This window comes from Kocuria sp. UBA1838, from assembly GCF_002338785.1.
Classification (GTDB): domain Bacteria; phylum Actinomycetota; class Actinomycetes; order Actinomycetales; family Micrococcaceae; genus Kocuria; species Kocuria marina.
Map to the genome: position 1 here is coordinate 189085 of NZ_DDIY01000015.1, position 23927 is coordinate 213011.

Below are 23927 nucleotides of genomic sequence, written 5' to 3' on the forward strand. Positions count from 1 at the left end.
CGCGGTCCTCTCATGTCTGCAACGATCGATCGAGCCCCGGCAGGCTCACACGACCGCCGGACAGCCTCGGGGTGTGACGCTGCCGCTGGGGTACCGGCGCGGCGTCACGCTGCGGCGGGGGTGCCCAGCAGGGATGCGAGGTTGTCGGCGAGGTCTTGCGCGGACGACGTCGGACGATGGAACGGGACGAAGTAGACGCTGGTAGCGGTCGAACCCTCGCGCAGAACCGTGACCCCGGTGAGATCCACGTCCACCACGAAATCCCGATTCCGGGTGTGAGCGCACCCGCCACTCGAGGGCTTACGCGTCAGCAGGTGGGCGGGGATCCATCCGTTCTCCGCGGCATCGCACATCCCGGCCAGATCGATTGGATCCACGGACACCGCGGCGTCCAGGGCCACGACTTCGGTGTTCACCGCGGCCATGGAATCCCCGAGCTCGCGGCCGAACGCCCGCACCTGGTCGACGTTCAGTGGCGTGGCACCCGAACCGTCATGAACCACGACCCGTGCCGTGGAGACGATCGCGAGTCGCCCGGAGGCCGTGTCGGCCACGGCCGCCACGAGCTCCGGCAACTCCCCCGTCATGAGGAGTTCGTCGGTCTCACCCGGGGTCAGCCACTCAAGACCCGCCAGGAAGTGTGCACTGGCCGCCACGATGCGTACGGAGGGGTCCGGAGCGAACTTGGCGATGTCCACGCGCACGTCCACGGTCTGCCCCGCCGGGGTCAGCGCAGCGACGTCGGGGTGAGGAGCCGCGGCCATGACCATCCGGCCGTTTGGCATGAACCCGTGCGCCAAGCACGGCAGTGTAGGTTGACCCTCGAGGCGGTAGGCGACCACGTTCGCTCGGCCCGCGCCCGCGAGCATGCGGTGCGCGAGTGACACGACTCGCTCCGACACGCCCACGTACCCGAGCTGTGCACCGTTGTCAGTTCGACCCACGACCGTCCCCGCTTCCGTTGTGACCAATCCCACCGGGTCCGCCGAGAACATCCCGATCGCACCCGATTCGCAAAACTTAGGAAAGCCTAACCTCCCTAAAAGGTGGACGGAAGGGTTTACGACGAATTTGGTCAGATTTTTATGACCTAAACGGAGGTGATTCATATCACGGACGTGTGCGATAGCATCGCAGCATGCCTCCCCTACCCCTCCGACCCCGTTCATCCCGCGCCGCCCGGCGATCACGCTCGCCGCGGATCGCCGGGGCCGCGGCACTGACCGGGGTGGCGTTGCTGGTCTCCGGGTGCGGGGCCTTAAGCGGGGACGCCCAGGGGGACGCGGGGCAGAATCCCGGCGCAGCGACGTCGTCCGCCACCAACCGGGCGACGAGCGAGACGGCCCGTACGAGCGAGCCCGGTAAGGGCCCGGAGTGTCCCGAGGACGCGTGCTTCACCGTGGCGATGACCGGTGATCTCCTGCTGCACGAAGGCCTGTGGCGCAACTTCGCGGTGGACCCGGCCATGAACGAAAGCAGACACTTCGACTTCGACCCACTGCTGGCCGGTCAGAAGCCGTACCTGGACCAGGCCGACGTGGCCATCTGCGAAATGGAGACCCCGGTGGCGCCCAAGGGTGGGCCCTACTCGCACTACCCGAGCTTCAGTGTGCCGCCGGAGATCACCGTGGCGGCCAAGAACACGGGTTACGACGCGTGCACGTCCGCGACCAATCACACCGTGGACCGCGGCACCGAGGGCGTGAACCGGACCTTGGCGACCCTCGACGAGGCGAGCCTCAAGCACACCGGCTCGTACACTTCCGAGCGCGCGTCCAAGGAGCCCATGCTGCTGGAGACCCCGGCCGGGACCGTGGCCGTGGTCACCGGGACCAACAGTCTCAACGGCCAGCGGGCGGAGCACGACTGGCAGGTGGACCGGCTGCGGGACCCCGCCGAGGAGCCGCAGCCCGCGCGACAGGACATCGACCGCGCCGTGGCGCAGGCGAAGAAGGCGCGCCAGCAGGGCGCGGACGTGGTGATCGCGGCCATGCACTCGATCATCGAGTACCAGGACGACGCCGACGCCTACCAGAAAACCACGGCTCACTCGCTGATTGATTCCGGTGCGTTCGACGCCGTGTACGGTCACGGTTCGCACAGCGTGCAGCCCATCGAGCACTACAACGGCAAGTGGATCGTCTACGGACTGGGCAACACCGTCACGGAGACATCCCCGGCGTACGAGAACAACAACCAGGGTCTGATCACGCGCTTCCAGTTCGCGCGCGGGGACGACGGCGGGTGGCGGGTCAGCGACCTGGCCTGGGCACCGAGCTCCAACACCCAGGACGGCCGGTTCCAGTGGTGCTCCACGGCCTCGGACCAGCCCAACGGTGTGTGCCGCTCCCCGCAGGAGGACCGGCAGATCCGCGAGCGCATCGCGGGGATCATCAACACGGACTCGGCGACGGCGAACGGGTTGCGGGAGTGGCGGGTCGCGGAGGAAACGGAAGACTGAGCGGCGGAACGTCCACGAGAGAAGGCCGGTTCCACGACCCCGTGAGGGTCCCGGAACCGGACTTCTCCGTGCTCGTGACGGGGGGGCGTCAGCCCTGCACGCCGAGCTTCCCCAGGATGATCTGGCGCACGCGTCCGGCGTCCGCCTGGCCGCGCGTGGCCTTCATGACTGGTCCGATCAGGGCGCCCACGGCCTGGACCTTGCCGCCCTTGATCTTCTCGACCACGTCCGGCATCTGGGCCATGGCGTCGTCCACGGCTGCGGTGAGGGCGCCGTCGTCGGAGACGACCGCGAGCCCGCGGGACTCCACGATCTCCGCCGGGGTGCCCTCACCCTCGACCACGAAACCGAGGACCTTCTTGGCCAGCTTGTCGTTGATCTTGCCGCCGTCGATCAGCCCGTTGAGTTCGACCACGTGGGCCGGGGTCACGGGCAGGTCCGCGATCTCGACCTCGCGCTGCTTGGCGAGGCGGGCGATCTCACCCATCCACCACTTGCGCGCCACGGCGGCGGAGGCGCCCGCGGCAATGGTCTGCTCGATCTCGTCCAGCACACCCGCGTTGACGACGTCGCGGAACTCCTCGTCCGTGTACCCCCAGTCCGCCTTCAGCCGCTTGCGGCGCTCGGCGGGGGGCTCGGGAAGGCTCGCGCGCAGTTCCTCGATCCAGTCCGCCGTGGTCACCACGGGCACCAGGTCCGGTTCGGGGAAATAGCGGTAGTCGTCCGCGTCCGACTTCGGTCGCCCGGCCGTGGTGGAGCGGGTGTCCTCGTGCCAGAAGCGGGTCTCCTGCGTGACCTTCTCCCCCGCGGCGAGCACGGCGGCGTGGCGCTGGATCTCGTAGCGCACGGTGCGCTCCACGGCGCGCAGCGAGTTCACGTTCTTCGTCTCCGAGCGCGTGCCGAACTGCGTGGCGCCCTTGGGCATCAGGGACACGTTCGCGTCGCAGCGCACGTTGCCGCGCTCCATGCGGGCGTCCGAGATGCCGAGGTTCTTCACGATCTCGCGGATCGCGGCCACGTAGGCGCGGGCCAGTTCCGGCGCCCGCTCCCCCGCACCCTCGATGGGCTTGGTGACGATCTCGATGAGCGGCACACCTGCGCGGTTGTAGTCCACCAGGGAGTACTGCGCGTTCTGGATCCGCCCGGCATCCCCGCCCATGTGGGTCAGCTTGCCGGCGTCCTCCTCCATGTGGGCGCGCTCGATCTCCACCCGGAACTCCGTGCCGTCCTCCAGCTCGAGGTCCAGGTGCCCGTCGAACGCGATGGGCTCGTCGAACTGCGAGGTCTGGAAGTTCTTGGGGGTGTCCGGGTAGAAGTAGTTCTTCCGCGCGAAGTGGCACTTCTGCGCGATCGAGCAGTTCAGCGCGAGACCGAGCTTGATCGCGGATTCCACTGCCTTGCCGTTGACCACCGGCAGCACGCCGGGCAGCCCCAGGGACACCGGGGTCACGTTGGTGTTGGGCTCGTCCCCAAAGGTGTTGGGGGCAGCATCGAACATCTTGGTCTTGGTGTTCAGCTCCACGTGCACCTCGAACCCCAGAACGGGGTCGAAGCGCTCGAGGGCTTCCTCGAAGGACAGCACGTCCTGGCTCATCACTTGCCTCCCTGCGCGGCAGTGGCCGCAAAGTCACGAACGGTGGCGGTCACGTCGGCGCGTTCCCGCCACAGCGGGCCGCCCCACTGCTCGGTGAGCAACCGCTCCAGACCGGCCCCGGCGCGGTACACGCGGGCGTCCTCGCGCGCCGGTGCCATGAACTGGATCCCCACGGGCAGCCCGTCCTCCGGTGCCAGGCCGCCCGGCAGGGAGATCGCGGGGATCCCCGCGAGGTTGGTGGGGATCGTGGCAATGTCGTTCAGGTACATCTGCATGGGATCCGCGGACTCGTCCACGCCCCCGATGTCGAACGCGGTGGTGGGCGCGGTGGGCGAGATCAGCACGTCCGCCTTCTCAAACGCCGCCGCGAAATCACGCTGTACGAGCGTGCGCACCTGCTGCGCGGAACCGTAGTACGCGTCGTAGTACCCCGCGGACAGTGCGTACGTCCCCAGGATGATCCGGCGCTTGACCTCGTCCCCGAAGCCTGCGGCGCGGGACGCGCTCATGACCTTCTCAATGGTGGGCGTGCCCTCGGGAGTGACGCGCAGACCGAAGCGCACGCCGTCGTACTTGGCCAGGTTGGAGGAGACCTCCGAGGACATGATCAGGTAATAGGCACCCAGTGCGTACTTGAAGTTGGGCGTCTGGACGTCCACGATCTCGGCGCCCGCGGCGCGCAGGAGTTCGAGGGACTCCTCGAAGCGCTGCTGCACACCGGCCTGGAAACCCTCGCCGCTCAGCTGCTGGACCACGCCCACGCGCAGCCCCTTGAGCCCGCCCTCGGCGGCTCCCGCGCGCGCGGCGCGGGCGTAGGAGCCCACGGGATCCGTCAGCGAAGTGGAGTCGGCGGGATCGTGACCGCCCACGACCTCGTGCAACAGTGCGGCGTCGAGCACCGTGCGGGAGCACGGGCCCACCTGGTCGAGCGAGGACGCCATGGCAATCACGCCGTAACGGGACACCGAACCGTACGTAGGCTTGACGCCCACGGTGCCGGTCACGGCCGCGGGCTGGCGGATGGAGCCACCGGTGTCCGTGCCCAGGGCCAGGGGCGCCTGGAACGCGGAGACCGCGGCGGCGGAACCGCCACCGGAACCGCCCGGGATCTTGCGCAGGTCCCACGGGTTGCGCGTGGGACCGAACGCCGAGTGCTCGGTGGACGAACCCATGGCGAACTCGTCCAGGTTGGTCTTGCCCAGGATGGGCATGCGCGCCGCACGCAGCTTGCGGGTCACCGTGCCGTCGTACGGGCTCATCCAACCCTCGAGCATCCGGGACGCCGCCGTGGTGGGCTGGCCCTTGGTCACGATGAGGTCCTTGACCGCCACGGGCACACCCGCGAGCTCGGGCAACTGCTCACCCTTGGCGCGTGCCTCGTCCACACCACGGGCCACGTCCAGGGCCTCCTCGCGGTTGCGGTGCAGGAACGCGTTCAACCCGTCGGTCCCGCGTGAGCGGTCCTGGGCGTTCAGCGGGGTGCCGTCCGTGGCCTCGATCTGCTCGAGGTGCGCGGTCACGGCGTCCACCGAGGAGACCTCACCCGAAGCCAGCTTGGCCGCGAGGTCCGCGGCGGACAGTTCTACGATGCGCTCGCTCATGCTCACTCCCCGTCCAGGATCGCCGGGACCCGGAACTTGCCGTCCTGGCTGTCCGGTGCGTTGCTCAGGGCTTCCTCCTGCGTGAGGGTCTCCCCCACCACGTCCTCGCGGAAGACGTTGTGCAACGGCAGGGGGTGGCTCGTGGCGGGGACGTCGTCCCCGGCGGCTTGGCTGACCGAGGCCACGGATTCGACGATGAGATCGAGTTCACCGGCCACGCGGGCCAGTTCCTCGTCCGACATCTCGATGCGCGCGAGTTCGGCCAGGTGCGCCACCTGCTCGCGATTGATCGCAGACATGCATGCTCCTGGTATTCGCTGATTGATTCCGATCCAGTCTAGCGAGCGCCTACCCTGGACTCAGCACTCCCGTTCTCCCGCCGATCTCCCGAAGGGGTCCCACTTCGTGGCTCAGTCCTCCGCCCGTTCATCACGACGCCGCTCCACGCCTTCCAAGGGCACCTCCCGGATGACCCGGGCGGACGCCGCGCGCGCCCGCGTGGATCACGACAACGCGTGGCGCCAGTGGGTCTCGGACTCCGCCGTGGAGACCGTGGACACCGCACTGAGCCACGTCCAGGCGGTCGTGGAGGAACAGGTGCGCCAGTACGGAGCATTCCCGGCCTTCCTGGTCACCGGCGCCAAGGACGGGGAGTTCGAACTGGATTCGGTGGACCCGTCTCGCGTGAACGATCTGGCCCCCCAGGACGTGCTGGCCGAACTGCGGGACATCGCGCGCGAGAAGGCCTCCGGATTGCTCGTCGCCGCACTGGCCTACCCCGCCACCCTCCCGGACCGCTCCGGTGCCACCGCGGTGATCGTGGAGGTCGCCCACCGCGAACGGCTCAGCCTGGAAGTTATCCAGGAATACAATGTCGTGGAGGCCAAGGGCCGCACGTTCGTGAACTTTGGCGATCCGCACACGGATCGAGCGGATCCGTGGTTGTTCGCGGTGCGTGACTGAGACCCGGACATCGCCTCCTCCGACGGGACGACCCGTCAGCACACCGGATAGCTCGGGGACGACCCCGCCCGGACCGGGGCGCGCACAGTCCCGAGAATCGAGCTGACGCTTCCATGTTCCCCACGCGTCGTTCCATCCTGACTCCGGGAGCCCTGGCCCGCGTGATCGCGGGATGGGGATTCTTCGTGCTGCTTCAACTCTCCGGCTCGCTGCTGGCCCCACCCGTGTCCTCCCCGCTGCTCGTGGGGGCGCTCGTGGTGATCGTGGGCGTGATCCTGTACGCGGCCACGGGCGTCGTGCGACAGGCCGAACACCTGGCCCACCGGCTCGGCGATCCGTACGGTTCGCTGGTGCTGACCCTGTCCATCGTAGTGATCGAGGTGGTGTTGATCTCCGCGGTCATGCTGGGCCCCGGTGAGCACGCCACGATCGCGCGGGACTCCGTGATGGCCGTGGCCATGATCATCCTCAACCTGGTAATCGGTCTGTGCCTGCTCGTGGGCGGCCTCAAGCACGGGGACATGGCCCACAATCGGACGGGAACCTCCAACTACCTGGCGCTGCTCGTGGTCCTGAGCGCCCTGGCCTTCGTGCTACCCGCGGCCCTCGGCACCGACGGCGCGTACCAGCCGTGGCAGGAGATCTCCATCATCGCAGTCACCGTGGCGATCTACGCGTTCTTCCTGTACCGACAGACGGGCGCGCAGGCCGTGGACTTCACCGAAGTGGACCCCCGGTTGCGCCCGGGTCCGGAGACCGCGGCCCGGGAGACGACGACGACGCGTCCTTCCCTGCGCTCGGTCCTGGCCGAGCACCGCACCGAGATCCTCGCGCGCCTGGCATTGCTCGTGATCACCGTGGTGCCCATCGTGGTGCTGTCCCACGACATGGCCTCGCTGTTGGACGATGGGCTCGGCCGTGTGGGGGCACCGCCCGCGCTGGCCGGCGCGCTGATCGCGGCCATCGTGTTCCTGCCCGAATCCCTCACCGCGCTGCGCGCCGCGCTGGCCGGGGAGATCCAGCGCGTGAGCAACCTGTGCCACGGGGCGCTGGTGTCCACGGTGGGGTTGACCATCCCGGCGATACTCGTGATCGGGCTGCTCACCGATCAAACGGTCGTGCTCGCCGAGAGCCCCGCGAACCTGGTGCTGCTCGGGATCACGCTGGGACTGTCCCTCACCACGTTCGCATCCTCCAGGGTCACGTCGATCCACGGTGCGGCGCACCTGGTGATCTTCGCGGCCTACGGGATCACGGTGTTCTCCTGATGCGCAACTGACCCCGCTGGGAGGCCCAGCGGGGTCAGTCCGACAGCGGATCAGCGAGCCGCGTTCACCACGAGGGGAGCTCGGGCAGGGCGCCCTCGGACTCCACGAACTCGTCGTCACCGCGGGCCAGCCACCGCAGCATGCCCTCGCGGTCGGAGGTGATGAGCTGACCGCCGTCGCCGATGATCCACTCGTCCCGCTCCTCGGTGCGCAGGGTCATCCCCGGGGCACCCTTGGCCCGCATGGTGCGCACCGCGGCCTCCACGGCGTTGAGCAGGGAGTCCGGGTCCGCTTCCGCCACGGTCCACGTGGTGTCCAGGTCGTGGTGGTGCACCACGACCTCCGCGATCCGCACCGCGGGCACGGACGTGGCCGGGACGGGCTTACCGTGCAGGTCGAGCTCTTCGGTGACGATGTCGCCCTTGAGACGCTCGCACTGCTCGGCGAAGAACTGCGCGTTCTGCTTGAAGGTCTCGATCAGCTCGTCCTTGGGCAGCGCGGCGAGCTCGTCGATCTCCTCCTCGCGCGCCTCGTGGGACTCGTAGGGCTGCTGCGGTTCACCCGTGGTGGCCCAGTCGATGAGCTTGACCAGGGCGCGGGCGTTGGAGGCCAGGTGCGCGATCACGTGCGCGCGGTCCCAACCCTCGCACAGGGTGGGGCCCACCATTTCTTCGTCCGAGAGGGACTCCACGGTCGCGAGGAACATGTCGGTCTCCCGCCTCAGACGGGAGAGGTCGGAGTTGAGGCGTGCCGGATTCATCATGGCTCCCACTGTAGTAATTCCCCACGCGAGCCAGCGCACGATGGCAGGGCTCAACACATACGCATATCGTCCGAGTCCCCCATGGGCGGAGCCCCGGGCTGCCGCGCGAACCGCGCTGCTCCCGGGGCTCCGATCATGCTCAGGACACCGTGTGGGCCAACTGCTGACGCAGTTCGCGGCGCGTGCGCTGGGCCTCGGGCGAGGGCACGGGCACCGCGGCGAGCAAGCGCTTGGTGTACTCCTGCTCGGGGTGGCGCAGCACCGCTTCGCGCGAGCCCTGTTCCACGATGTGCCCGTGCTGCATGACCACGATCCGGTTGGCGAGCCGGTCGATCACCGCGAGGTCGTGGGTCACGAACAAGCACGCGAAGCCCATCTCCGCTTGCAGCTGCTCGAACAATTCCAGGACCGTGGCCTGCACGGACACGTCCAGCGCGGACGTGGGTTCATCCGCCACGAGCAGTTTCGGCTTCAGGGACAGGGCCCGGGCGATGCCCACGCGCTGCTTCTGACCGCCCGAGAGCTCGTGCGGGTAACGGTTGCGGTAGTTGCGCGGCAACCGCACCTGGTCCAGGAGTTGCTCGATGCGCTGCTGCAGTTGCGCCCCTTTTGCCTCGCCGGCCAGGAACATGGGCTCACCGATCGACTCACCGATCGGCAGCCGCGGGTTCAGCGAGGACGCGGGGTCCTGGAAGACCATGCCCACGTCCTTGCGCACCGCGTTGAGCTTGGCGCGCGGGGCACCGTGCAGTTCCACGCCGTCCACCACAAGCGATCCCTCGACCACGGGCAGCAGTCCCACCGCGGCGCGGCCGATCGTGGTCTTGCCGGAACCGGATTCACCCACGAGACCCACGGTCTCCCCGGCCGCCACAGTGAGGCTGACGCCCTCGACCGCGCGGAATGCGGGGTTGCGGCCCTGCTTGGGGTACTCGATGGCCACGTCCTTCAACTGCAGCACCGGTTCCACGACCCGCTGGGCGAGCGTGTCCATGGACGCCGCCTCCGCGGTGCTGCGGTCCACCACCATGGGCATGACCACGGAACGCTCGAGCGCGGCGACCATGTCCACGGACTCGTCGTTCTCGTTGCCCTGGCCCAGGTGGGGCACGGCCTCGAGCAACGAGCGGGTGTAGGGGTGGCGTGGTGCGGTGAAGATCTGCTCCGCCGTGCCCTGTTCCACGATCACGCCCTTCTGCATGACCGCGATGTTGTCCGCGAGGTCCGCCACCACACCCATGTCGTGGGTGATCAGGATGACCGCCGAGTCCAGCTGGTCCTTGAGGTTGCGGATCAGGTCCAGGATCTCAGCCTGCACGGTCACGTCCAGGGCCGTGGTGGGCTCGTCCGCGATCAGCAGTTTGGGGTCGCACGAGAGGGACTGCGCGATCATCGCGCGCTGCCGCTGACCACCGGAGAGCTGGTGGGGGTAGGAACGGAACGCCTTCTCGGGGTCCGGCAGTTCCACCATGGTGAGCATCTGCCGGGCACGTTCGGCGGCCTCGGCGGGTGAGATGTCCCGGTGCAGGCGGATGGTCTCCACGATCTGCTGGCCCACCGTGTACACGGGGTTCAGCGCGGTCATGGGCTCCTGGAAGATCACGGCGATCTCCTCGCCACGCACGCGCCGCAGCGCGTTGCCGCGCAGCCCGATCAGTTCCTCCCCGGCTAGCACGGCCGAACCGCGCACGCGTGCGTTGGAGGGCAGCAGCCCCAGCATGGACATCGAGCTCGCGGACTTGCCCGAACCGGACTCGCCCACGATCGCGAGCACCTCCCCCGCTGCGACGTCGTAGTTCAGGTCGATCGCGGCCGGCACCCAGTCACGGTCCACGCCGAAGTCCACGGACAGCCCGCGCACGCTCAGCACGGGTTCACCGCGGGCCACGGTCCTGCGGGCCGGGCCGCGCCGCACGGTGGGTTCGTTGCGCTGCGCCCGCCGACCACGCCGTTTCTGCGCGCCCTCGGCGGTGGCACCCGCCGCGGCACTGCCGCCGGCGGCTGCACCCGCGGCCGCGGTTCCGTCGGCGCGACCGGTGACCGCAGCGGCGCCGGCGGCCGTGGCACCGGACGATCCGGCAGCGCGAGCGTGAGCCGCGGAGGTGTTACCGGGGCCTTCGGTGGCCACCCGCCCGTCGCCGCTCGGTGTGCCGTCCCACGGGGCGTTGTGCTCGGCGGCCGTGGCCTCGTGCGACGACGCCGCGTTCGGGTCCTGCGCCGCGTCGTGGGGTCGCGGGGTGCCCTCGGGCTGGTTCGAGGTGCTCATCGTGTGTGCTCCATCGTGTCGAGAACTGGGCGCGCGGCCGCGGCACGCGCGCATTGCCTAGCATGGGGGTCATGACCCGAGAAACCGCCGGCGAGCCCGAAACCTACCGAGCGTCGTCGGCCCCGTGGCTCACGGGATTCCTGGTGGTCCTGGGTCTGGTGATGTGCTTCGCGGGCTGGGGCCACACCGTGGCGCACCACGCGGGCGCCGTGTTCGGTGGTCTCGCCCTGGCGGCGCTCGGGTACGCGCTGTATTGGCGCCCCCGGCTCGAGGTGCACGCGGACGAGGTGCGCGTGGTGAACCCCCTGCGCACGGTGAGCATTCCGTGGAGCCGGATCGTGGACGTGCGCACCCGTTTCGCGGTGACCATCGCCACGGACCAGGGCGCCCACTCGTGTTTCGCCCTGCCCTCCGCCGGTGCGGGCGCCGCCCTGCGCTCCGGTGTGGACGCCGTGAACCGCAATCACCCGATCGCCCGACCGGGCGGCGCGGTGCGCGTGGGCGACCTGACCTCGACCGCTTCCGGCGCCGCCGCGCACCGCGTCCGCGACACGTGGCAACGCAAGATCGAGACCGGTGAGCTGGACGTCTTCGCCCGGGACGCCGCACCCGATCCGGTGCGGACCCGGTACGCGCCCGGCCCGCTCGCGGCGGTCGTGCTGCTGGCCGCCGCGAGCGCCGTGCTGTTCACCGTGTGAACCGATCATCGTCCGTCCCGGCCGGTGTCCCCGCGCGTCCCGGTCTCGGCCCCGGCGTTCACCGCAGGCTTCGTCCCCGGCTCGGATGCGGTGAGCGCGTCCGGGTACTGGTCCGTGCGCTCGCCGGTCTCGCGGGCGCGCTTGGGGTTGAACTTGCGCTGGCGCGGGTCGAACGCGTCACGCAGACCGTCACCGATGAAGTTGATGGTCAGCGCGATCGCCACGATGAACACACCCGGCCACCAGAACAACCACGGGCGGGTCGCGAAGGCGGTCTGGTTCTCGCTGATCAACCGGCCCAGGGACCAGTCCGGGGCCTGGATACCCAGACCCAGGTAGGACAGCGCGGTCTCCAGCAGGATCGCCGAGGACATCAACAGCGTGATGTTCACGGTGATCACACCCACGGTGTTGGGCAGGATGTGCTTGAAGATGATCCGCCCGCTCGAGGCACCGGCCAGTCGCGCGGCGTCCACGAACTCGCGCTCGCGCAGCGTGAGGAACTCACCGCGCACCAGGCGCGCGAGCGGCGGCCACGAGGCTAGACCGATCAGCAGACCCAGGGCGATCACCGTGGCGAACGTGGGCAGGTCGTGGGCGCGCACCCACGAGATGGCCAGGCGGCCCAACAGGGCTGCCAGGATCACCAGGGGGATGATGATGATCACGTCGGTCAGACGCATCAGCACGGCCTCGGTCCAGCCCCGGAAGTACCCGGAGAGGCCACCCACCACGGTGCCCACGAGGCCCGCGATAAGGCCCACCACGATCATGACCACCAGGGAGTACTGGGTGCCCTGCATGGCCATGGCGAACAGGTCACGGCCCAGGTTGTCCTGGCCGAACGGGTGCTCCCCGAGCGAGGGCGGGAGCAGGGACAGCGTGGGCCGGCCACCGTTGAGCACGGTTCCCGTGGCGTCCGGGTTCCACTTCCACCATCCCGGGATGGGACCGACACCCAGCGAGGTGACGGACAGCACCACGATGAACAACAGGACGATCAGGGACACGACGGCGCCCGTGTTGCCGAAGAACCGCTGGCGTACCAGCTGTCCCTGGCTCTTGCCGCGCACGTCCTCGGGCTTCTCGCCGGTCTGCGGGGTCTGTTCGACCTGCTGGGGGACGTCGATAGGTTGTGGCTGGCTCATGCTTTCACCCTCACGCGCGGGTCGAGTACGGAGTACACCAGGTCAGCGATCAGGTTGAAGACCATAGCGACAATGCCGGTGATCAGGAACACGCCCATCACCGGGTTGGGGTCTACGTTGCGCACCGATTGGATGAACAACTGCCCCATACCGGTGAACGCGAACACGGATTCCGTGATGATCGCGCCGCCGATCAGACCGCCGATGTCGTAGGCCACGAGCGTGGCCAGCGGGATCAGCGCGTTGCGGAACGCGTGACGCATGACCACGGTCCGCTCCGACAGGCCCTTGGCGCGCGCGGTGCGCACGTAGTCCTGGCCCATGATCTCCAGCATGGACGCGCGCGAGTACCGCGAGTAGGACGCGAGCGCCAGCAGGGTGATACAGATGGTGGGCAGCAAGAGGTGGGTGAACCGGTCCAGGCCGGTGATCCAGAAGTCACCCGACAGGCCCGGGGTGGAGGAGTTGGCCGTGGCGATGGGCCGGCCCCGGATGTGACCGGAGTTCACGTAGTCCGGCCACGACTGCATGAAGCGGTCCAGGATGATCAGCAGGGCCACGAAGAAGCCGGTGACCCCGCCCACGCGGGCGCCCTGACCACGGTCGTAGCCTCCGGCGACGTAACCGGCTCCCACACCCACCAGGATCATCACGACGACCAACGCCAGTAGGGTCAGCAGCCCGCCCCCGACGAAGAGGGCCTGGACGGGGAAGTACAGCACGAGACCCACCACCACGGTGGCCAGCCCGGCGTACAGGGCCCGCTTGTTGCGTAGTCCCGCCATGAGCACGGTGGCGATCACGGCCATCAGAATGCCGGTCAGTGCGATCAGCGGGATGCCCAGGAAGGGGTGCGCGAGCCAGTTGGTCGCGAGCACGAAGTAGATGATTCCGAAGGTGACCACGAAGCCCAGGACACCCATGAGGATGCGGGTCCGCGTGCGCCCGAACGAGACCAGGAACCAGATGAGCCCGGCCACCACGGAGATTGCGAGCAGCGCCCCGATGGACAGTGACGGGTTTTGCAGGAAGTCGTTGAACTGAATGGCCGCCACTTCCTTGAGCAGCACCGCGAGCCAGAAGCTCGGCAGCGAGAAGCACAGGAAGGTCAGGAACGTGATGCCGTAGTCCAGGCCCGAGTACTGCCGCAGTGCGGAGACGATACCCAGGGTGATACCCACGACGATGGCCAGGATGGTACCGATCGTGACCAGCATGATGGTCTGGCCCATGGCGAAGGAGAGTAGGCTCGTCACCTCCTGGCCCTCGCGGCTCACGCCCAGGGAGCAGGTGTCCGCAAAGGGCACGAGGCACCCGAGTGCCCCGCCGAGCCACGTGAAGTAGCGCAGCACGGGCGGTGTGTCCAGGTTGAGGGCCTCCACGCGGGCGGGGATCAGCTGTTGGGCGTTGGGGTTTCCGTACAGGTCCCACAGCGGGTCGCCGGAGGCCGCCGTCATGAGGTACACGAGGAACGATGCGCCCAGCAGGATGAGGACGGCGGTGATGAGCCGTCTGAGGATGTAAGAAATCATGATGCTGCCTCTGAACGAGTGGTGGTCACGACGCTGCGCGGACACGGCGTTCCGCGCCCGCGCAGCATCATGAGGGGAAGGACTCGGTCAACCGAGGTCGACCGTCCTACTTGCGGCTCCACTCGGAAACGTTCCAGAACACGCCGGTCTGGTTCGGCTGGTACTTGTCCACTCCGGCGATCTTGTCCGAGGTGGCCACGTAGCCCACGGACTGGAACAGCGGGAGGCCGTAGGCGTCCTCGAAGGTGTGCTTGTCCACCTCAGCGATCTGGTCGTTGCGCGAGGACTCGTCCAGGTTGGCGCGGGCCTCGTCCACGAGCTTGTCCACGTCCGCGTTCGAGTACTCGTTGTAGTTGCCGCCGCCGCCGGTCTTGAAGATCTGCGAGAGCATCTCGGTGCCCACGCCCGGGGAGACCCAGCCGTACAGGGACGCGTCGTAGTCGCCGTCCGCGAGCTTCTCGGACCAGTTGGGATCGCCCAGGTCCTCGACCTTGAACCCGGCCTTCTCCGCGGACTCCTTGATCAGCTGGAAGGTGTCCACGCGCTGCGGATTGCCGTTGTTGTAAAGGATCCGCACGGTGGGGGTCTTGCCGTCGAGCAGCTTCTTGGCGCCGTCGATGTCCACGTCCCCGTAGAGTTTCTTGGCGTCGTTCTTCTCCACGGCCTTGGTGTAGGGCTCGCCCTGGCTGGAGACGAACATCTGCGAGTTGAGCACCTCGGCGTCCTCCTTGACCGGCTTGATCAGCTGGTCGAGGATCTGCTGGCGCGGGATGGTCTTCAGGAACGCCTCGCGGGTCTCCTTGTCCTTGAAGGTGTCCGAGCCGAAGTTCAGGTCCACGTGGTCGTACGCGAGCTGGTCGCCCTGCTGCACGTTCACGTTCTCGATCTGCTTGACCTGGTCCATCGTGTCCTTGTTGACGTTGTTCGGCTGCATGATGTCCACTTCGCCGTTGCGCAGCGCCTGGATCTGAGCCGTGGCGTCGCCGATGGTGCGCAGGGTGATCTCGTCCAGCTTGCCGGGCATGCTGCCGTTGTAGTTCTCGTTCTTCTTGAGCGTGACCGAGTTGTTCTCCACCACATTGTCGATCTTGTAGGGGCCGCTGGAGAGCAGGACATCCTTGTCGTCCGGGGTGGACGTGAAGTTGAAGGAGGTGTCCCAGGCCTTGCCGATCTTCTCCAGCTCGGGCTGCTTCTGGGGGTTCTTGGAGTCGCCCTTCTTCTGGTTCTCGAGCACCTTGAGCAGCTCGTCCTCGGACATCCCGGCCTTCTTGGCCACCACGTGCGCGGGCATCAGGTAGTTCTCGTCGAAGGCGATCTCCCAGTCGGCGTTCTGCTTGCCCCACATGACGGTCATGGTCTTGCCGTCCTCGGAGAACTCGGGCTTGTCCGTGGAGCTCAGGATGTCCGTGGAGCCGGCGATCGTGAAGTAGTCCTTGCCGGCCTTGCCGTCCTCGCTCGCGTCATTGGCGTAGCCGGAGAGCACGGACCACCACAGCATGAGATCGGCCTTGTCGATCTTGTTGCCGTCCGACCACTGCGGGTCCTTGAGCGTGTACTCGACGGTCAGGGGATCGTCCGAGGTCTTCTTGTACGTGCCGAAGCCCTCGTTGGGGTGGATCTTCTGCTCCGGGTCCACCGTGATGAACCCTTCGCGGGTCATCTCCGCCACGTGGCCATTGATGTCCAGGTTCGTCTTGGTGTAGCCCGGATTGGCACCCGAGAACTTGTTGGTCTCGGCGACATTGACCACGCCGCCGCTCTGGGCGCTCGCGCTGCTGTCACCGCCGCCGCCGTTGCTGTCGTTGCCGCCGCCGCCCACGCTGGCGCAGCCGGTCAGCGTGAGTGCAGCGATTGCCGCGACGGACACGGCAGCCTTCCCCTTGAAGGTGTACTTTCCCATGACGTTTCCTCCCGATATGGTGTCCATGGAATGTGCGTTGCACCCCGGTGGTTGTTACCCCGAGCCGGGGCCGGCATCACCGATGGATTGTGGTGCGTCTCACGATGAAGCACAGGTTACTCGCGGATAACCTTTTCGGGGAGAAACCTCCCGCGTGTCTCGGGAGTGTCGGATGATTTCGTCGTGGCGCGGGCAATGCCGAGCATCGAATCACATTCCGTGATATTGGCCGTACGCTGTTGCCATCATCACTTCGCCCCGTCAGGAGGCCCCCGTGACCAACACACCGCACGAGCCCCGTAACACGCCTCGTCTCCCCCCGGACGACGCCGCACGCCCGCCTCACACTCCCGGCTCCCGTTCCGCGGGCAAACCGCTGCGCGAGGGGTACGCGGACGCGCACGCGGCGCCGTCGGCCCCCGTGGACGCGCAACGTCCCGGGACGGCGGTCACAGACAGCGGGACCGCGCACTCAGCCTCGGGGGCCGGGGGGACGGCCTCCCCCGTGGATCCTTCGCTGGACAAGCCCGTCAAGCGCGGCGTGTCGGGGACCGTGTGGGCGGCGCTGATCCTGGGCGTGATCGTGCTGATCCTGTTGCTGGTCTTTATCATCCAGAACAACGTGGCCACGCGATTCGAGTACATGGCGTGGACGTTCAGCCTCCCGTTGGGCGTGGCCATGCTGCTCTCGGCGATCGCCGGGGCCCTGATCATGGCCCTCGTGGGGTCCGTGCGGATGTTCTCTTTGGGTCACCGCGTGCGCAAGCTCGAACGCGAGCGCGAGCGGATCAGGACCTCGCTGCACGGCTGAGAGCCCACTGCACCACGGCGCGCGGCGCCGGTCGATCGGGACCGGCGCCGCGTCGTCGTACTTCGGGGAGTGCGCGAGCGTGACAGCGCGTAGGGCGCGTGGTGACCAGCCGGTGGGCCCGCCGCACACGGAATCGGGCGCGGGCCAGCGGGTATCCTGGGAGGCAGCCCAGTGACCATCAATGCAAGGAGCCATCGCTCATGCCCAAGATCATCTACACCGAGACCGACGAAGCACCCCTGCTCGCTACGTACTCGTTCAAGCCGATCGTGGAGGCGTTCGCGTCCACCGCCGGTGTGGAGGTGGAGACCCGGGACATTTCCCTGGCCGCGCGCATCCTGGCCCAGTTCCCGGACCGCCTCACCGACGAGCAGCGGGTCCCGGACACCCTGGCCGAGCTGGGCGAACTCGTGGAGACCCCGGAAGCGAACATCGTCAAGCTGCCGAACATCTCCGCGTCCATCCCGCAGCTGAAGGCCACCATCAAGGAGTTGCAGGCGGACGGCTACGACCTGCCGGACTACCCCGAGGTCGCCACCTCGGACGAGGCCAAGGACATCCGCGCACGTTACGACCGTGTCAAGGGCTCCGCCGTGAACCCCGTGCTGCGCGAGGGCAACTCGGACCGCCGCGCCCCCAAGGCCGTGAAGAACTACGCCCGGCAGCACCCGCACTCCATGGGCGAGTGGAGCAAGGACTCCAAGACCAACGTGGCCACGCTCGGCCACGACGACTTCCGCAGCAACGAGAAGTCCGTGATCATCCCCGAGGACGACACCCTGACCATCCAGCTCGTCACCGACCGGGGCACCACGGTGCTCAAGGAGTCCTTGCCCGTACTGGCCGGTGAGGTCGTGGACGGCACCTTCATGAGCGCCGCCGCGCTGGACGCGTTCCTCGCGGAGCAGGTGGCCCGCGCCAAGTCCGAGGACGTCCTGTTCTCCACCCACCTCAAGGCCACCATGATGAAGGTCTCCGACCCCATCATCTTCGGCCACGTGGTCACCGCGTTCTTCCGGGATGTCTTCGACCGTTACGGAGAGGACCTCGCCAAGGCGGGGCTGTCCCCCAACGACGGCCTGGGTGGAATCTTCTCGGGCCTGGACGCCCTGGACAACGGCCAGGAGATCAAGGCCGCGTTCGACAAGGCGATCGACGAGGGCCCCGAGTTGGCCTATGTGAACTCGGACAAGGGCATCACCAATCTCCACGTGCTCTCGGACGTGATCGTGGACGCCTCCATGCCCGCCATGATCCGCACGTCCGGAAAGATGTGGGGTCGCGAGGGCGAGCAGAAGGACACCCTGGCCGTGTTGCCGGACTCCTCCTACGCGGGGGTCTACCAGGTCGTGATCGACGACTGCCGCGAGAACGGCGCGTTCGATCCCACGACCATGGGTACCGTCCCCAATGTGGGTTTGATGGCACAGAAGGCCGAGGAGTACGGCTCCCACGACAAGACCTTCGAGATCCAGGACGCTGGCACCGTCCAGGTGGTCAACGGTGCCGGTGAGGTGCTGCTGTCCCACGAGGTCCAGCCCGGTGACATCTGGCGTGCGTGCCAGGCCAAGGACGCCCCCATCAAGGACTGGGTGCAGCTGGCCGTGCGGCGTTCCCGCGACTCCGGGATGCCCGCCGTGTTCTGGCTGGACGAGTCCCGCGCCCACGACCGCAACCTGATCACCAAGGTGGAGCAGTACCTCGCGGAGGAGGACACCGACGGTCTGGACCTGCGGATCCTCTCCCCCGCGGAGGCCACCAAGTTCACGGTGGAGCGGCTGCGCCGCGGCGAGGACACCATCTCGGTGACCGGTAACGTGCTGCGCGACTACCTCACGGACCTGTTCCCCATCCTGGAACTGGGCACGTCCGCCAAGATGCTGTCCATCGTGCCGCTCATGAACGGCGGTGGCCTGTTCGAGACCGGCGCCGGTGGTTCCGCGCCCAAGCACGTGCAGCAGCTGCAGGAGGAGAACCACCTGCGCTGGGATTCCCTGGGTGAGTTCCTGGCGCTCGCCGCGTCCTTCGAGCACCTCGCCAGCCGCTACGACAACGCCAAGGCGCAGGTCCTCGCGGATACCCTGGACCGCGCGACCGGGACCTTCCTCAACGAGAACAAGTCCCCGTCCCGGAAGGTCAACGAGCTCGACAACCGCGGTTCGCACTACTACCTGGCCAAGTTCTGGGCCGAGGAGCTCGCGCAGCAGACCGAGGACTCCGAGCTCGCGCAGGCGTTCCAGAAGGTCGCTTCCGAGTTGCGCGAGAACGAGGACACCATCAACGCCGAACTGCTGGACGTGCAGGGTTCCCCCGCGGATCTCGGCGGGTACTACTGGCCCGTCCCGGAGAAGGTCTCCGCGGTGATGCGCCCCTCCGCCACGCTCAACGAGATCGTGGAGGGGCTCAGCGCCTAACGTTCCGGAGTGTCTCGCGCGTGTGACGGACCCAGGTTCGCGCACGCGCAGCAACCGACGACGACGCCGCGTCGCCTCCGTACGGGGGCGGTGCGGCGTCGTTCGTTATCCGTCCCGAAAGATCCGGACACGCGAAAGGGGCGGGACCGCACGGCCCCGCCCCTCCTCCGGTGAGCTGATCAGGAGACGGCGGCGACAGCGGCGTCGTAGTCCGGCTCCTCGGTGATCTCCTCGACGAGCTGGGTGTGGACGACCTTGCCGTTCTCGTCCACGACCACGACGGCGCGGGCCAGCAGACCCTCGAGCGGGCCGTCCGTCTGGGTCACACCGTAGTCCTCGCCGAACGACGAACGGAACGCGGACGCGGTGGTGACGTTGTCAATGCCCTCCGCGGCGCAGAACCGGCCCTGCGCAAACGGCAGGTCCTTGGAGACACACACCACGGCGGTGTTCTGCAGGGACGCGGCGCGCTGGTTGAACTCGCGCACGGACTGGGCACACACGCCCGTGTCCAGGGACGGGAAGATGTTGAGCACCATGCGCTTGCCCGTGAACTCGTCCGAGGCCACGGGGCTCAGATCCGCTCCCACGAGGTCGAAGGACGGCGCGGACTCTCCCTGTGCGGGCAGCTCGCCGACGGTGTGGACGGGGTTTCCTTGGAATGCAGTAGTAGCCATGTCTCCATTGTGGTGCGCGCCACTGGCCCGTGACACGCATGTCCGCCGTGCGCTGAACCGGGCTCGCTGATAGCCTCTGTGCCACCCCGCCCCGTGAGACGAGTCACACGGGTACCCCGCATCAGAGTCGCGTGACCGCCGGGCACCCCGGAGCGCGCAGCCCAGGAGGAATCACCGTGAGTACCACTCCCGTCACCGTGGCCGTGACCGGCGCCGCCGGCCAGATCGGATACAGCTTGCTGTTCCGGATCGCCCACGGGGACCTGCTCGGCCCCGAACGCCCCGTCCGGCTGAGGCTTCTGGAGATCTCGCAGGCCCTGCCCGCCCTCGAGGGAACCGTCATGGAACTGCAGGACTGCGCGTTCCCGCTGCTCGCGGACGTGGAGATCGACTCCGACGCCCGCACGGTGTTCGACGGCGCTCAGCTCGCCTTGCTCGTGGGTGCCCGCCCGCGGGCCAAGGGGATGGAACGCAGCGACCTGCTTGAGGCCAACGGTGCGATCTTCACGGAACAGGGCCGAGCCCTCAACGACGTGGCCCACGACGACGTGCGCGTGGTCGTGACCGGCAACCCGGCCAACACCAACGCGCTGATCGCCCAGCGCAACGCCCCGGACATCCCCGAGTCCCGGTTCAGCGCCCTGACCCGGTTGGACCACAACCGGGCCGCGGCCATGCTCGCCGCTGAGACCAAAACCTCGGTCGCGACGGTCAAGAACCTCAGCGTGTGGGGCAACCACTCCGCCACGCAGTACCCGGATCTGGACCACGCGATGGTGGCCGGGCGGCCCGCCCTGGACCTGGTGTCCCGCAAATGGGTCACGGACACGTTCATCCCCACGGTGTCCCAGCGGGGTGCGGCGGTACTCCAGGCCCGCGGTGCGTCCTCCGCCGCATCCGCGGCGAGCGCGACGCTCGATCACGCCCGCGACCTCATGCTCGGTAACCGCCACGGGGACTGGACGTCCATGGCCGTGGTCTCCGACGGTTCCTACGGTGTCCCGGCCGGCCTGGTCAGCTCGTTCCCGGTCACCACGTCCGGGGGCGACTGGTCCGTGGTGCAGGGCCTGGAGATCTCCGAGTTCTCGCGTTCACGCATCGACGCGTCCGTGGCGGAACTCGAGTCCGAGCGCGACGCCGTGCAGCAACTGGGCTTGATCTGAGCCCGGCCCTGACCCGCACCGCCGTGTGCGGGGCGGGTCAGGAGTTCTCGGCCAGGGCGACGCGGAACGCTTGCTCGGCGGCGTCGGAGAAGGGGACGAAGACGACGGTGTCCACGGAGGTGTCCGCGGCGAGGACCGTGCGCACGGCGATCCGGGCGGCGTCGTCCAAGGGCCAGCCGTAGATCCCGGCGGAGACCGCGGGGAAGGCCACGGACACGGCGCCGATCTCGTCCGCCACGCGCAGCGACTCGCGGTAGCACGAGGCCAGGACGTCACTGCGATCGGTCTTCTTCGCGAACACCGGGCCCACCGTGTGGATGACCCACGTGGCGGGCAGGTCATACCCCTTGGTCGCCACGGCCCCGCCCGCGGGCAGCCCGTCCGGGAGGGTCGTCTCCCGCAACTGCTTGCACTCGGCGAGCAGCTGTTTCCCGGCGGCGCGGTGGATCGCACCGTCCACACCGCCTCCGCCCAGGAGCTTGGAGTTGGCCGCGTTGACGATCGCGTCCGCGTGGACCTTCGTGATGTCACCCTTGCGAATCTCGATGTTCATACGGCCACACTAGTCCCGCCCTGTCAGCGAGCCCCATGGGCCCCTAGGCTGGGAGCATGGCCGATCTCGAACTGTTCGACGATTCAGGGGTCCACACCGTCCTGTGCGTGGTGGCCCACCCGGACGACATGGAGTACGGGGGTTCGGCCGCCGTCGCCCGCTAGACCCGGCGCGGCGCGACGGTGAGCTACCTATTGTTGACCGCCGGGGAGGCGGGGATCCGGGACCGCGATCCGAGCGACGTCGGCCCGTTGCGGCGGGACGAACAGGAAGCGGCGTGCCGGGCCGTGGGGGTCACCGATCTGCGGATCCTGGACCTGCCGGACGGGACCCTCCAATACGGACTGGACCTGCGGCGCAGGATCGCGCGGGTGATCCGCGAGGTCCGCCCGGACACCGTGGTCACGATCGACTGGTCCGTGGAGGCCGGGTGGGGTCTCAACCAGGCCGACCACCGCGTGGCCGGGATGGCCGCGCTCGACGCCCTGCGGGACGCCGATAATCCGTGGGTGTTCCGGGAGCTGCTCGAGGACGAGGGGCTCGAGGCGTGGGGCGCCGAACGGTTGCTCGTCACGGGCGCGCAACCCGATCATGCGATCGAACTGTCCGAGGAGGACATCACCGCGGCGGTCGAGTCGCTGCGCTGCCACGAGCAGTACCTCGCCGCGCTGGACGGGCACCCGGATCCGCACGAGATGATCACGGGCATGACCGAAGGCGCCGGGCGCGCCGCGGGTGTGGACCACGCTCTCGGGGTGCGGGTCTTCCCACTCTGACGTCCTCGGAGTTGTCCGCAGAGACGTCACCAGGGGCGACGGCGCCCGTGCCCCCGCGGGACGCTGGCACTGGCGCCGTTCGCCTCCCCGCAATGTCTCGTAGCAGTCAGCCCCTCCCCTGGGCGCGCACGTCACGGGAACGGTCTCCCCCAGCGCGATGAGACACACCGCGACCACGTTGGTCCCGGCCACCCCGGTGAAGAACCCGAAGGCCCGGGCGGGGACGTGCAGGTCCTCGAGAACCCGCTGCGGATAGGCGAGCACGCGCCACGCGGTGAGGACCACGAGCATCGCCTAGACCGCGAGTGCGAACCCCATGACCACGGTGGTGGGTCCGTGGAATCCCAGGTGGTACGCCCCCACGGAGACGATGCCGGAGGCCATGACCACCGCAAAGCACGACCGCGGCAGGCTCGCCACATTGCTCTTCAGCGCACCCAGTGCCCGTCCGGTGATCCCTGCCGTGGCTGTGCCGCTCACGCATCCTCGACCGGGGCCGCATAGAACCACCGGCCTGCGCGCCTGGCGAACCGTGAGTTCTCGCGCAGCACGCCCGGACCGTCGGGACCGCGGTAGGTGGCCTCGAACTCGACGGTGCCGGCGGCGTCGTCCTCACCGCCTGCCTCCGTGTGCACGATCGTGAGCCCCGTCCATTCGACCCGGGGATCGCTCGCCGTGTCCGCGGGACGGTGCGCGGGGTGCCACGTGCGGAACAGGTGGTCGTCGTCGCCCGTGGCGAACGCAGTGTAGCGCGAACGCATGAGGGCCTCCGCGGTCACGGGCCACCGCTCGTGACGCACCGCGGGGCCGCAGCACTGTTCGAACGGGGCACCGGCGGGCAGCCCACCGCAGGGACAAACACTCATGCGCGGGAGTTTACCCCCGCGCTGCCCCCACCCCTCGGGGTGCGACGTCGCCCTACCCGGCGCGTGCACGTGGCCTTCGCCGGTCGGGCCGCATGACAGCCGGGCGGTACGTCAGTGGGCGGCACGGGGGCCGCGGGTCCGACGATCGTCGTCGGGCACATCCCGCGGCCCGCCCCGTGCGGCCATGGCTCCGGCGGTCAGCGACCCGCGATCGAGTACCCCTGGACCGGGCCCTCCGTGTTGGGTTTCCACCCGAGGGCGGGTGCCACGTGCTTGGCGAAGTTCTCCAGGATGCGCAGGTTCAGCTCGGGGCCCAGCTGGCTCGGGATGGTGAGCATGAGGGTGTCGGCGGACATGACGGCGTCGTCGGCGCGCAACTGCTCGATGAGGACGTCCGGCGAATCGGCGTAGGTGCGCCCGAACGTGGAGGTGAACCCGTCGATCACGCCCACCTGGTCGCGGGACTCGCGCGC

The 23927-nt window shown here is 68.4% G+C and carries 20 protein-coding genes and 2 pseudogenes; 8 read left to right on the top strand and 14 right to left on the bottom strand.

Annotation, left to right across the window (positions count from 1 at the left end; translation table 11 throughout):
- Positions 1-104 precede the first annotated feature (104 nt).
- Positions 105-887: a hypothetical protein gene (locus B3I25_RS07730; RefSeq protein ID WP_286738489.1), complete on the bottom strand. Its 783-nt coding sequence runs from the start codon at positions 885-887 to the stop codon at positions 105-107.
- 251 nt (positions 888-1138) lie between these two features.
- Here B3I25_RS07730 and B3I25_RS07735 point away from each other — a divergent pair, with 251 nt between their 5' ends.
- Positions 1139-2461 carry a CapA family protein gene (locus B3I25_RS07735; RefSeq protein WP_286738490.1) on the top strand — a complete coding sequence of 441 codons (1323 nt, stop codon included), beginning with the start codon at positions 1139-1141 and terminating at the stop codon, positions 2459-2461.
- 88 nt (positions 2462-2549) lie between these two features.
- On the opposite strand, the gene gatB is transcribed toward B3I25_RS07735, so the two are convergent.
- The 3 genes from gatB to gatC are packed head-to-tail and all read right to left on the bottom strand — an operon-like array spanning position 2550 to position 5955.
- A complete protein-coding gene (gene gatB / locus B3I25_RS07740) occupies positions 2550-4055 on the bottom strand; it encodes an Asp-tRNA(Asn)/Glu-tRNA(Gln) amidotransferase subunit GatB (RefSeq protein ID WP_068468792.1) in 1506 nt (501 codons plus the stop codon).
- A complete protein-coding gene (gatA, locus tag B3I25_RS07745; protein ID WP_286738491.1) occupies positions 4055-5656 on the bottom strand; it encodes an Asp-tRNA(Asn)/Glu-tRNA(Gln) amidotransferase subunit GatA in 1602 nt (533 codons plus the stop codon). Before gatA ends, gatB begins: the two co-directional genes overlap by 1 nt.
- 2 nt (positions 5657-5658) lie before the next feature.
- On the bottom strand, positions 5659-5955 hold the full coding sequence (gene gatC, locus B3I25_RS07750; protein WP_064846057.1) for an Asp-tRNA(Asn)/Glu-tRNA(Gln) amidotransferase subunit GatC: 297 nt from the start codon (positions 5953-5955) through the stop codon (positions 5659-5661).
- A 106-nt stretch (positions 5956-6061) separates the two neighbouring features.
- Between gatC and B3I25_RS07755 the strand changes: the two genes are divergently transcribed.
- Together B3I25_RS07755 and B3I25_RS07760 are read left to right on the top strand one after the other, a co-directional pair.
- On the top strand, positions 6062-6619 hold the full coding sequence (locus B3I25_RS07755; protein WP_242670629.1) for a hypothetical protein: 558 nt from the start codon (positions 6062-6064) through the stop codon (positions 6617-6619).
- Between the two features lie 113 nt (positions 6620-6732).
- A complete protein-coding gene (locus B3I25_RS07760; protein ID WP_286738492.1) occupies positions 6733-7887 on the top strand; it encodes a calcium:proton antiporter in 1155 nt (384 codons plus the stop codon).
- Positions 7888-7951: 64 nt separating this feature from the next.
- Here B3I25_RS07760 and B3I25_RS07765 read toward each other — a convergent pair whose 3' ends face one another.
- Together B3I25_RS07765 and B3I25_RS07770 are read right to left on the bottom strand one after the other, a co-directional pair.
- A complete protein-coding gene (locus tag B3I25_RS07765; RefSeq protein ID WP_286738493.1) occupies positions 7952-8650 on the bottom strand; it encodes a maleylpyruvate isomerase family mycothiol-dependent enzyme in 699 nt (232 codons plus the stop codon).
- A gap of 139 nt (positions 8651-8789) precedes the next feature.
- A complete protein-coding gene (locus B3I25_RS07770; RefSeq protein WP_286738494.1) occupies positions 8790-10916 on the bottom strand; it encodes an ABC transporter ATP-binding protein in 2127 nt (708 codons plus the stop codon).
- 71 nt (positions 10917-10987) lie between these two features.
- Between B3I25_RS07770 and B3I25_RS07775 the strand changes: the two genes are divergently transcribed.
- The gene (locus B3I25_RS07775; RefSeq protein WP_286738495.1) at positions 10988-11614 is read left to right on the top strand and encodes a PH domain-containing protein; all 627 of its coding nucleotides are present in this window, start codon (positions 10988-10990) and stop codon (positions 11612-11614) included.
- A 5-nt stretch (positions 11615-11619) separates the two neighbouring features.
- Here the strand turns inward: B3I25_RS07775 and B3I25_RS07780 are convergent, their stop codons facing one another.
- The 3 genes from B3I25_RS07780 to B3I25_RS07790 all read right to left on the bottom strand — a co-directional run bounded on the left by B3I25_RS07780 (position 11620) and on the right by B3I25_RS07790 (position 16194).
- Positions 11620-12762: an ABC transporter permease gene (locus B3I25_RS07780; protein ID WP_286738496.1), complete on the bottom strand. Its 1143-nt coding sequence runs from the start codon at positions 12760-12762 to the stop codon at positions 11620-11622.
- The gene (locus tag B3I25_RS07785) at positions 12759-14294 is read right to left on the bottom strand and encodes an ABC transporter permease (protein ID WP_286738497.1); all 1536 of its coding nucleotides are present in this window, start codon (positions 14292-14294) and stop codon (positions 12759-12761) included. The genes B3I25_RS07780 and B3I25_RS07785 overlap by 4 nt, the downstream gene beginning before the upstream one ends.
- A 106-nt stretch (positions 14295-14400) precedes the next feature.
- Positions 14401-16194 (bottom strand): ABC transporter family substrate-binding protein, encoded by a 1794-nt coding sequence (locus tag B3I25_RS07790; RefSeq protein ID WP_064846052.1) that lies wholly within the window; start codon positions 16192-16194, stop codon positions 14401-14403.
- Between the two features lie 274 nt (positions 16195-16468).
- Here B3I25_RS07790 and B3I25_RS07795 point away from each other — a divergent pair, with 274 nt between their 5' ends.
- A complete protein-coding gene (locus B3I25_RS07795; protein WP_064846051.1) occupies positions 16469-17005 on the top strand; it encodes a LapA family protein in 537 nt (178 codons plus the stop codon).
- A gap of 200 nt (positions 17006-17205) precedes the next feature.
- Entirely contained in the window at positions 17206-19419 is a 2214-nt protein-coding gene (locus B3I25_RS07800; protein WP_286738500.1) for an NADP-dependent isocitrate dehydrogenase, read from the top strand.
- 179 nt (positions 19420-19598) lie between these two features.
- Here the strand turns inward: B3I25_RS07800 and tpx are convergent, their stop codons facing one another.
- Positions 19599-20096, bottom strand: a complete 498-nt coding sequence (tpx, locus tag B3I25_RS07805; protein WP_064846049.1) for a thiol peroxidase — start codon at positions 20094-20096, stop codon at positions 19599-19601.
- A 176-nt stretch (positions 20097-20272) separates the two neighbouring features.
- Between tpx and B3I25_RS07810 the strand changes: the two genes are divergently transcribed.
- Positions 20273-21259 carry a malate dehydrogenase gene (locus tag B3I25_RS07810; RefSeq protein WP_131332576.1) on the top strand — a complete coding sequence of 329 codons (987 nt, stop codon included), beginning with the start codon at positions 20273-20275 and terminating at the stop codon, positions 21257-21259.
- Between the two features lie 37 nt (positions 21260-21296).
- On the opposite strand, the gene B3I25_RS07815 is transcribed toward B3I25_RS07810, so the two are convergent.
- Positions 21297-21812 carry an O-acetyl-ADP-ribose deacetylase gene (locus tag B3I25_RS07815; RefSeq protein WP_131332575.1) on the bottom strand — a complete coding sequence of 172 codons (516 nt, stop codon included), beginning with the start codon at positions 21810-21812 and terminating at the stop codon, positions 21297-21299.
- A gap of 179 nt (positions 21813-21991) precedes the next feature.
- Here B3I25_RS07815 and B3I25_RS07820 point away from each other — a divergent pair.
- Positions 21992-22588: pseudogene (locus B3I25_RS07820) on the top strand (PIG-L deacetylase family protein); the annotation flags it as partial.
- Between the two features lie 294 nt (positions 22589-22882).
- On the opposite strand, the gene B3I25_RS07825 reads toward B3I25_RS07820, so the two are convergent.
- From B3I25_RS07825 to B3I25_RS07835, 3 genes and pseudogenes are all read right to left on the bottom strand, one after another.
- Positions 22883-23068: a hypothetical protein gene (locus B3I25_RS07825; RefSeq protein ID WP_098054186.1), complete on the bottom strand. Its 186-nt coding sequence runs from the start codon at positions 23066-23068 to the stop codon at positions 22883-22885.
- Entirely contained in the window at positions 23065-23454 is a 390-nt protein-coding gene (locus B3I25_RS07830) for a YchJ family protein (protein ID WP_286738506.1), read from the bottom strand. Before B3I25_RS07830 ends, B3I25_RS07825 begins: the two co-directional genes overlap by 4 nt.
- Positions 23455-23651: 197 nt before the next feature.
- Positions 23652-23927, bottom strand: a pseudogene (locus B3I25_RS07835) (alkane 1-monooxygenase); the annotation flags it as partial.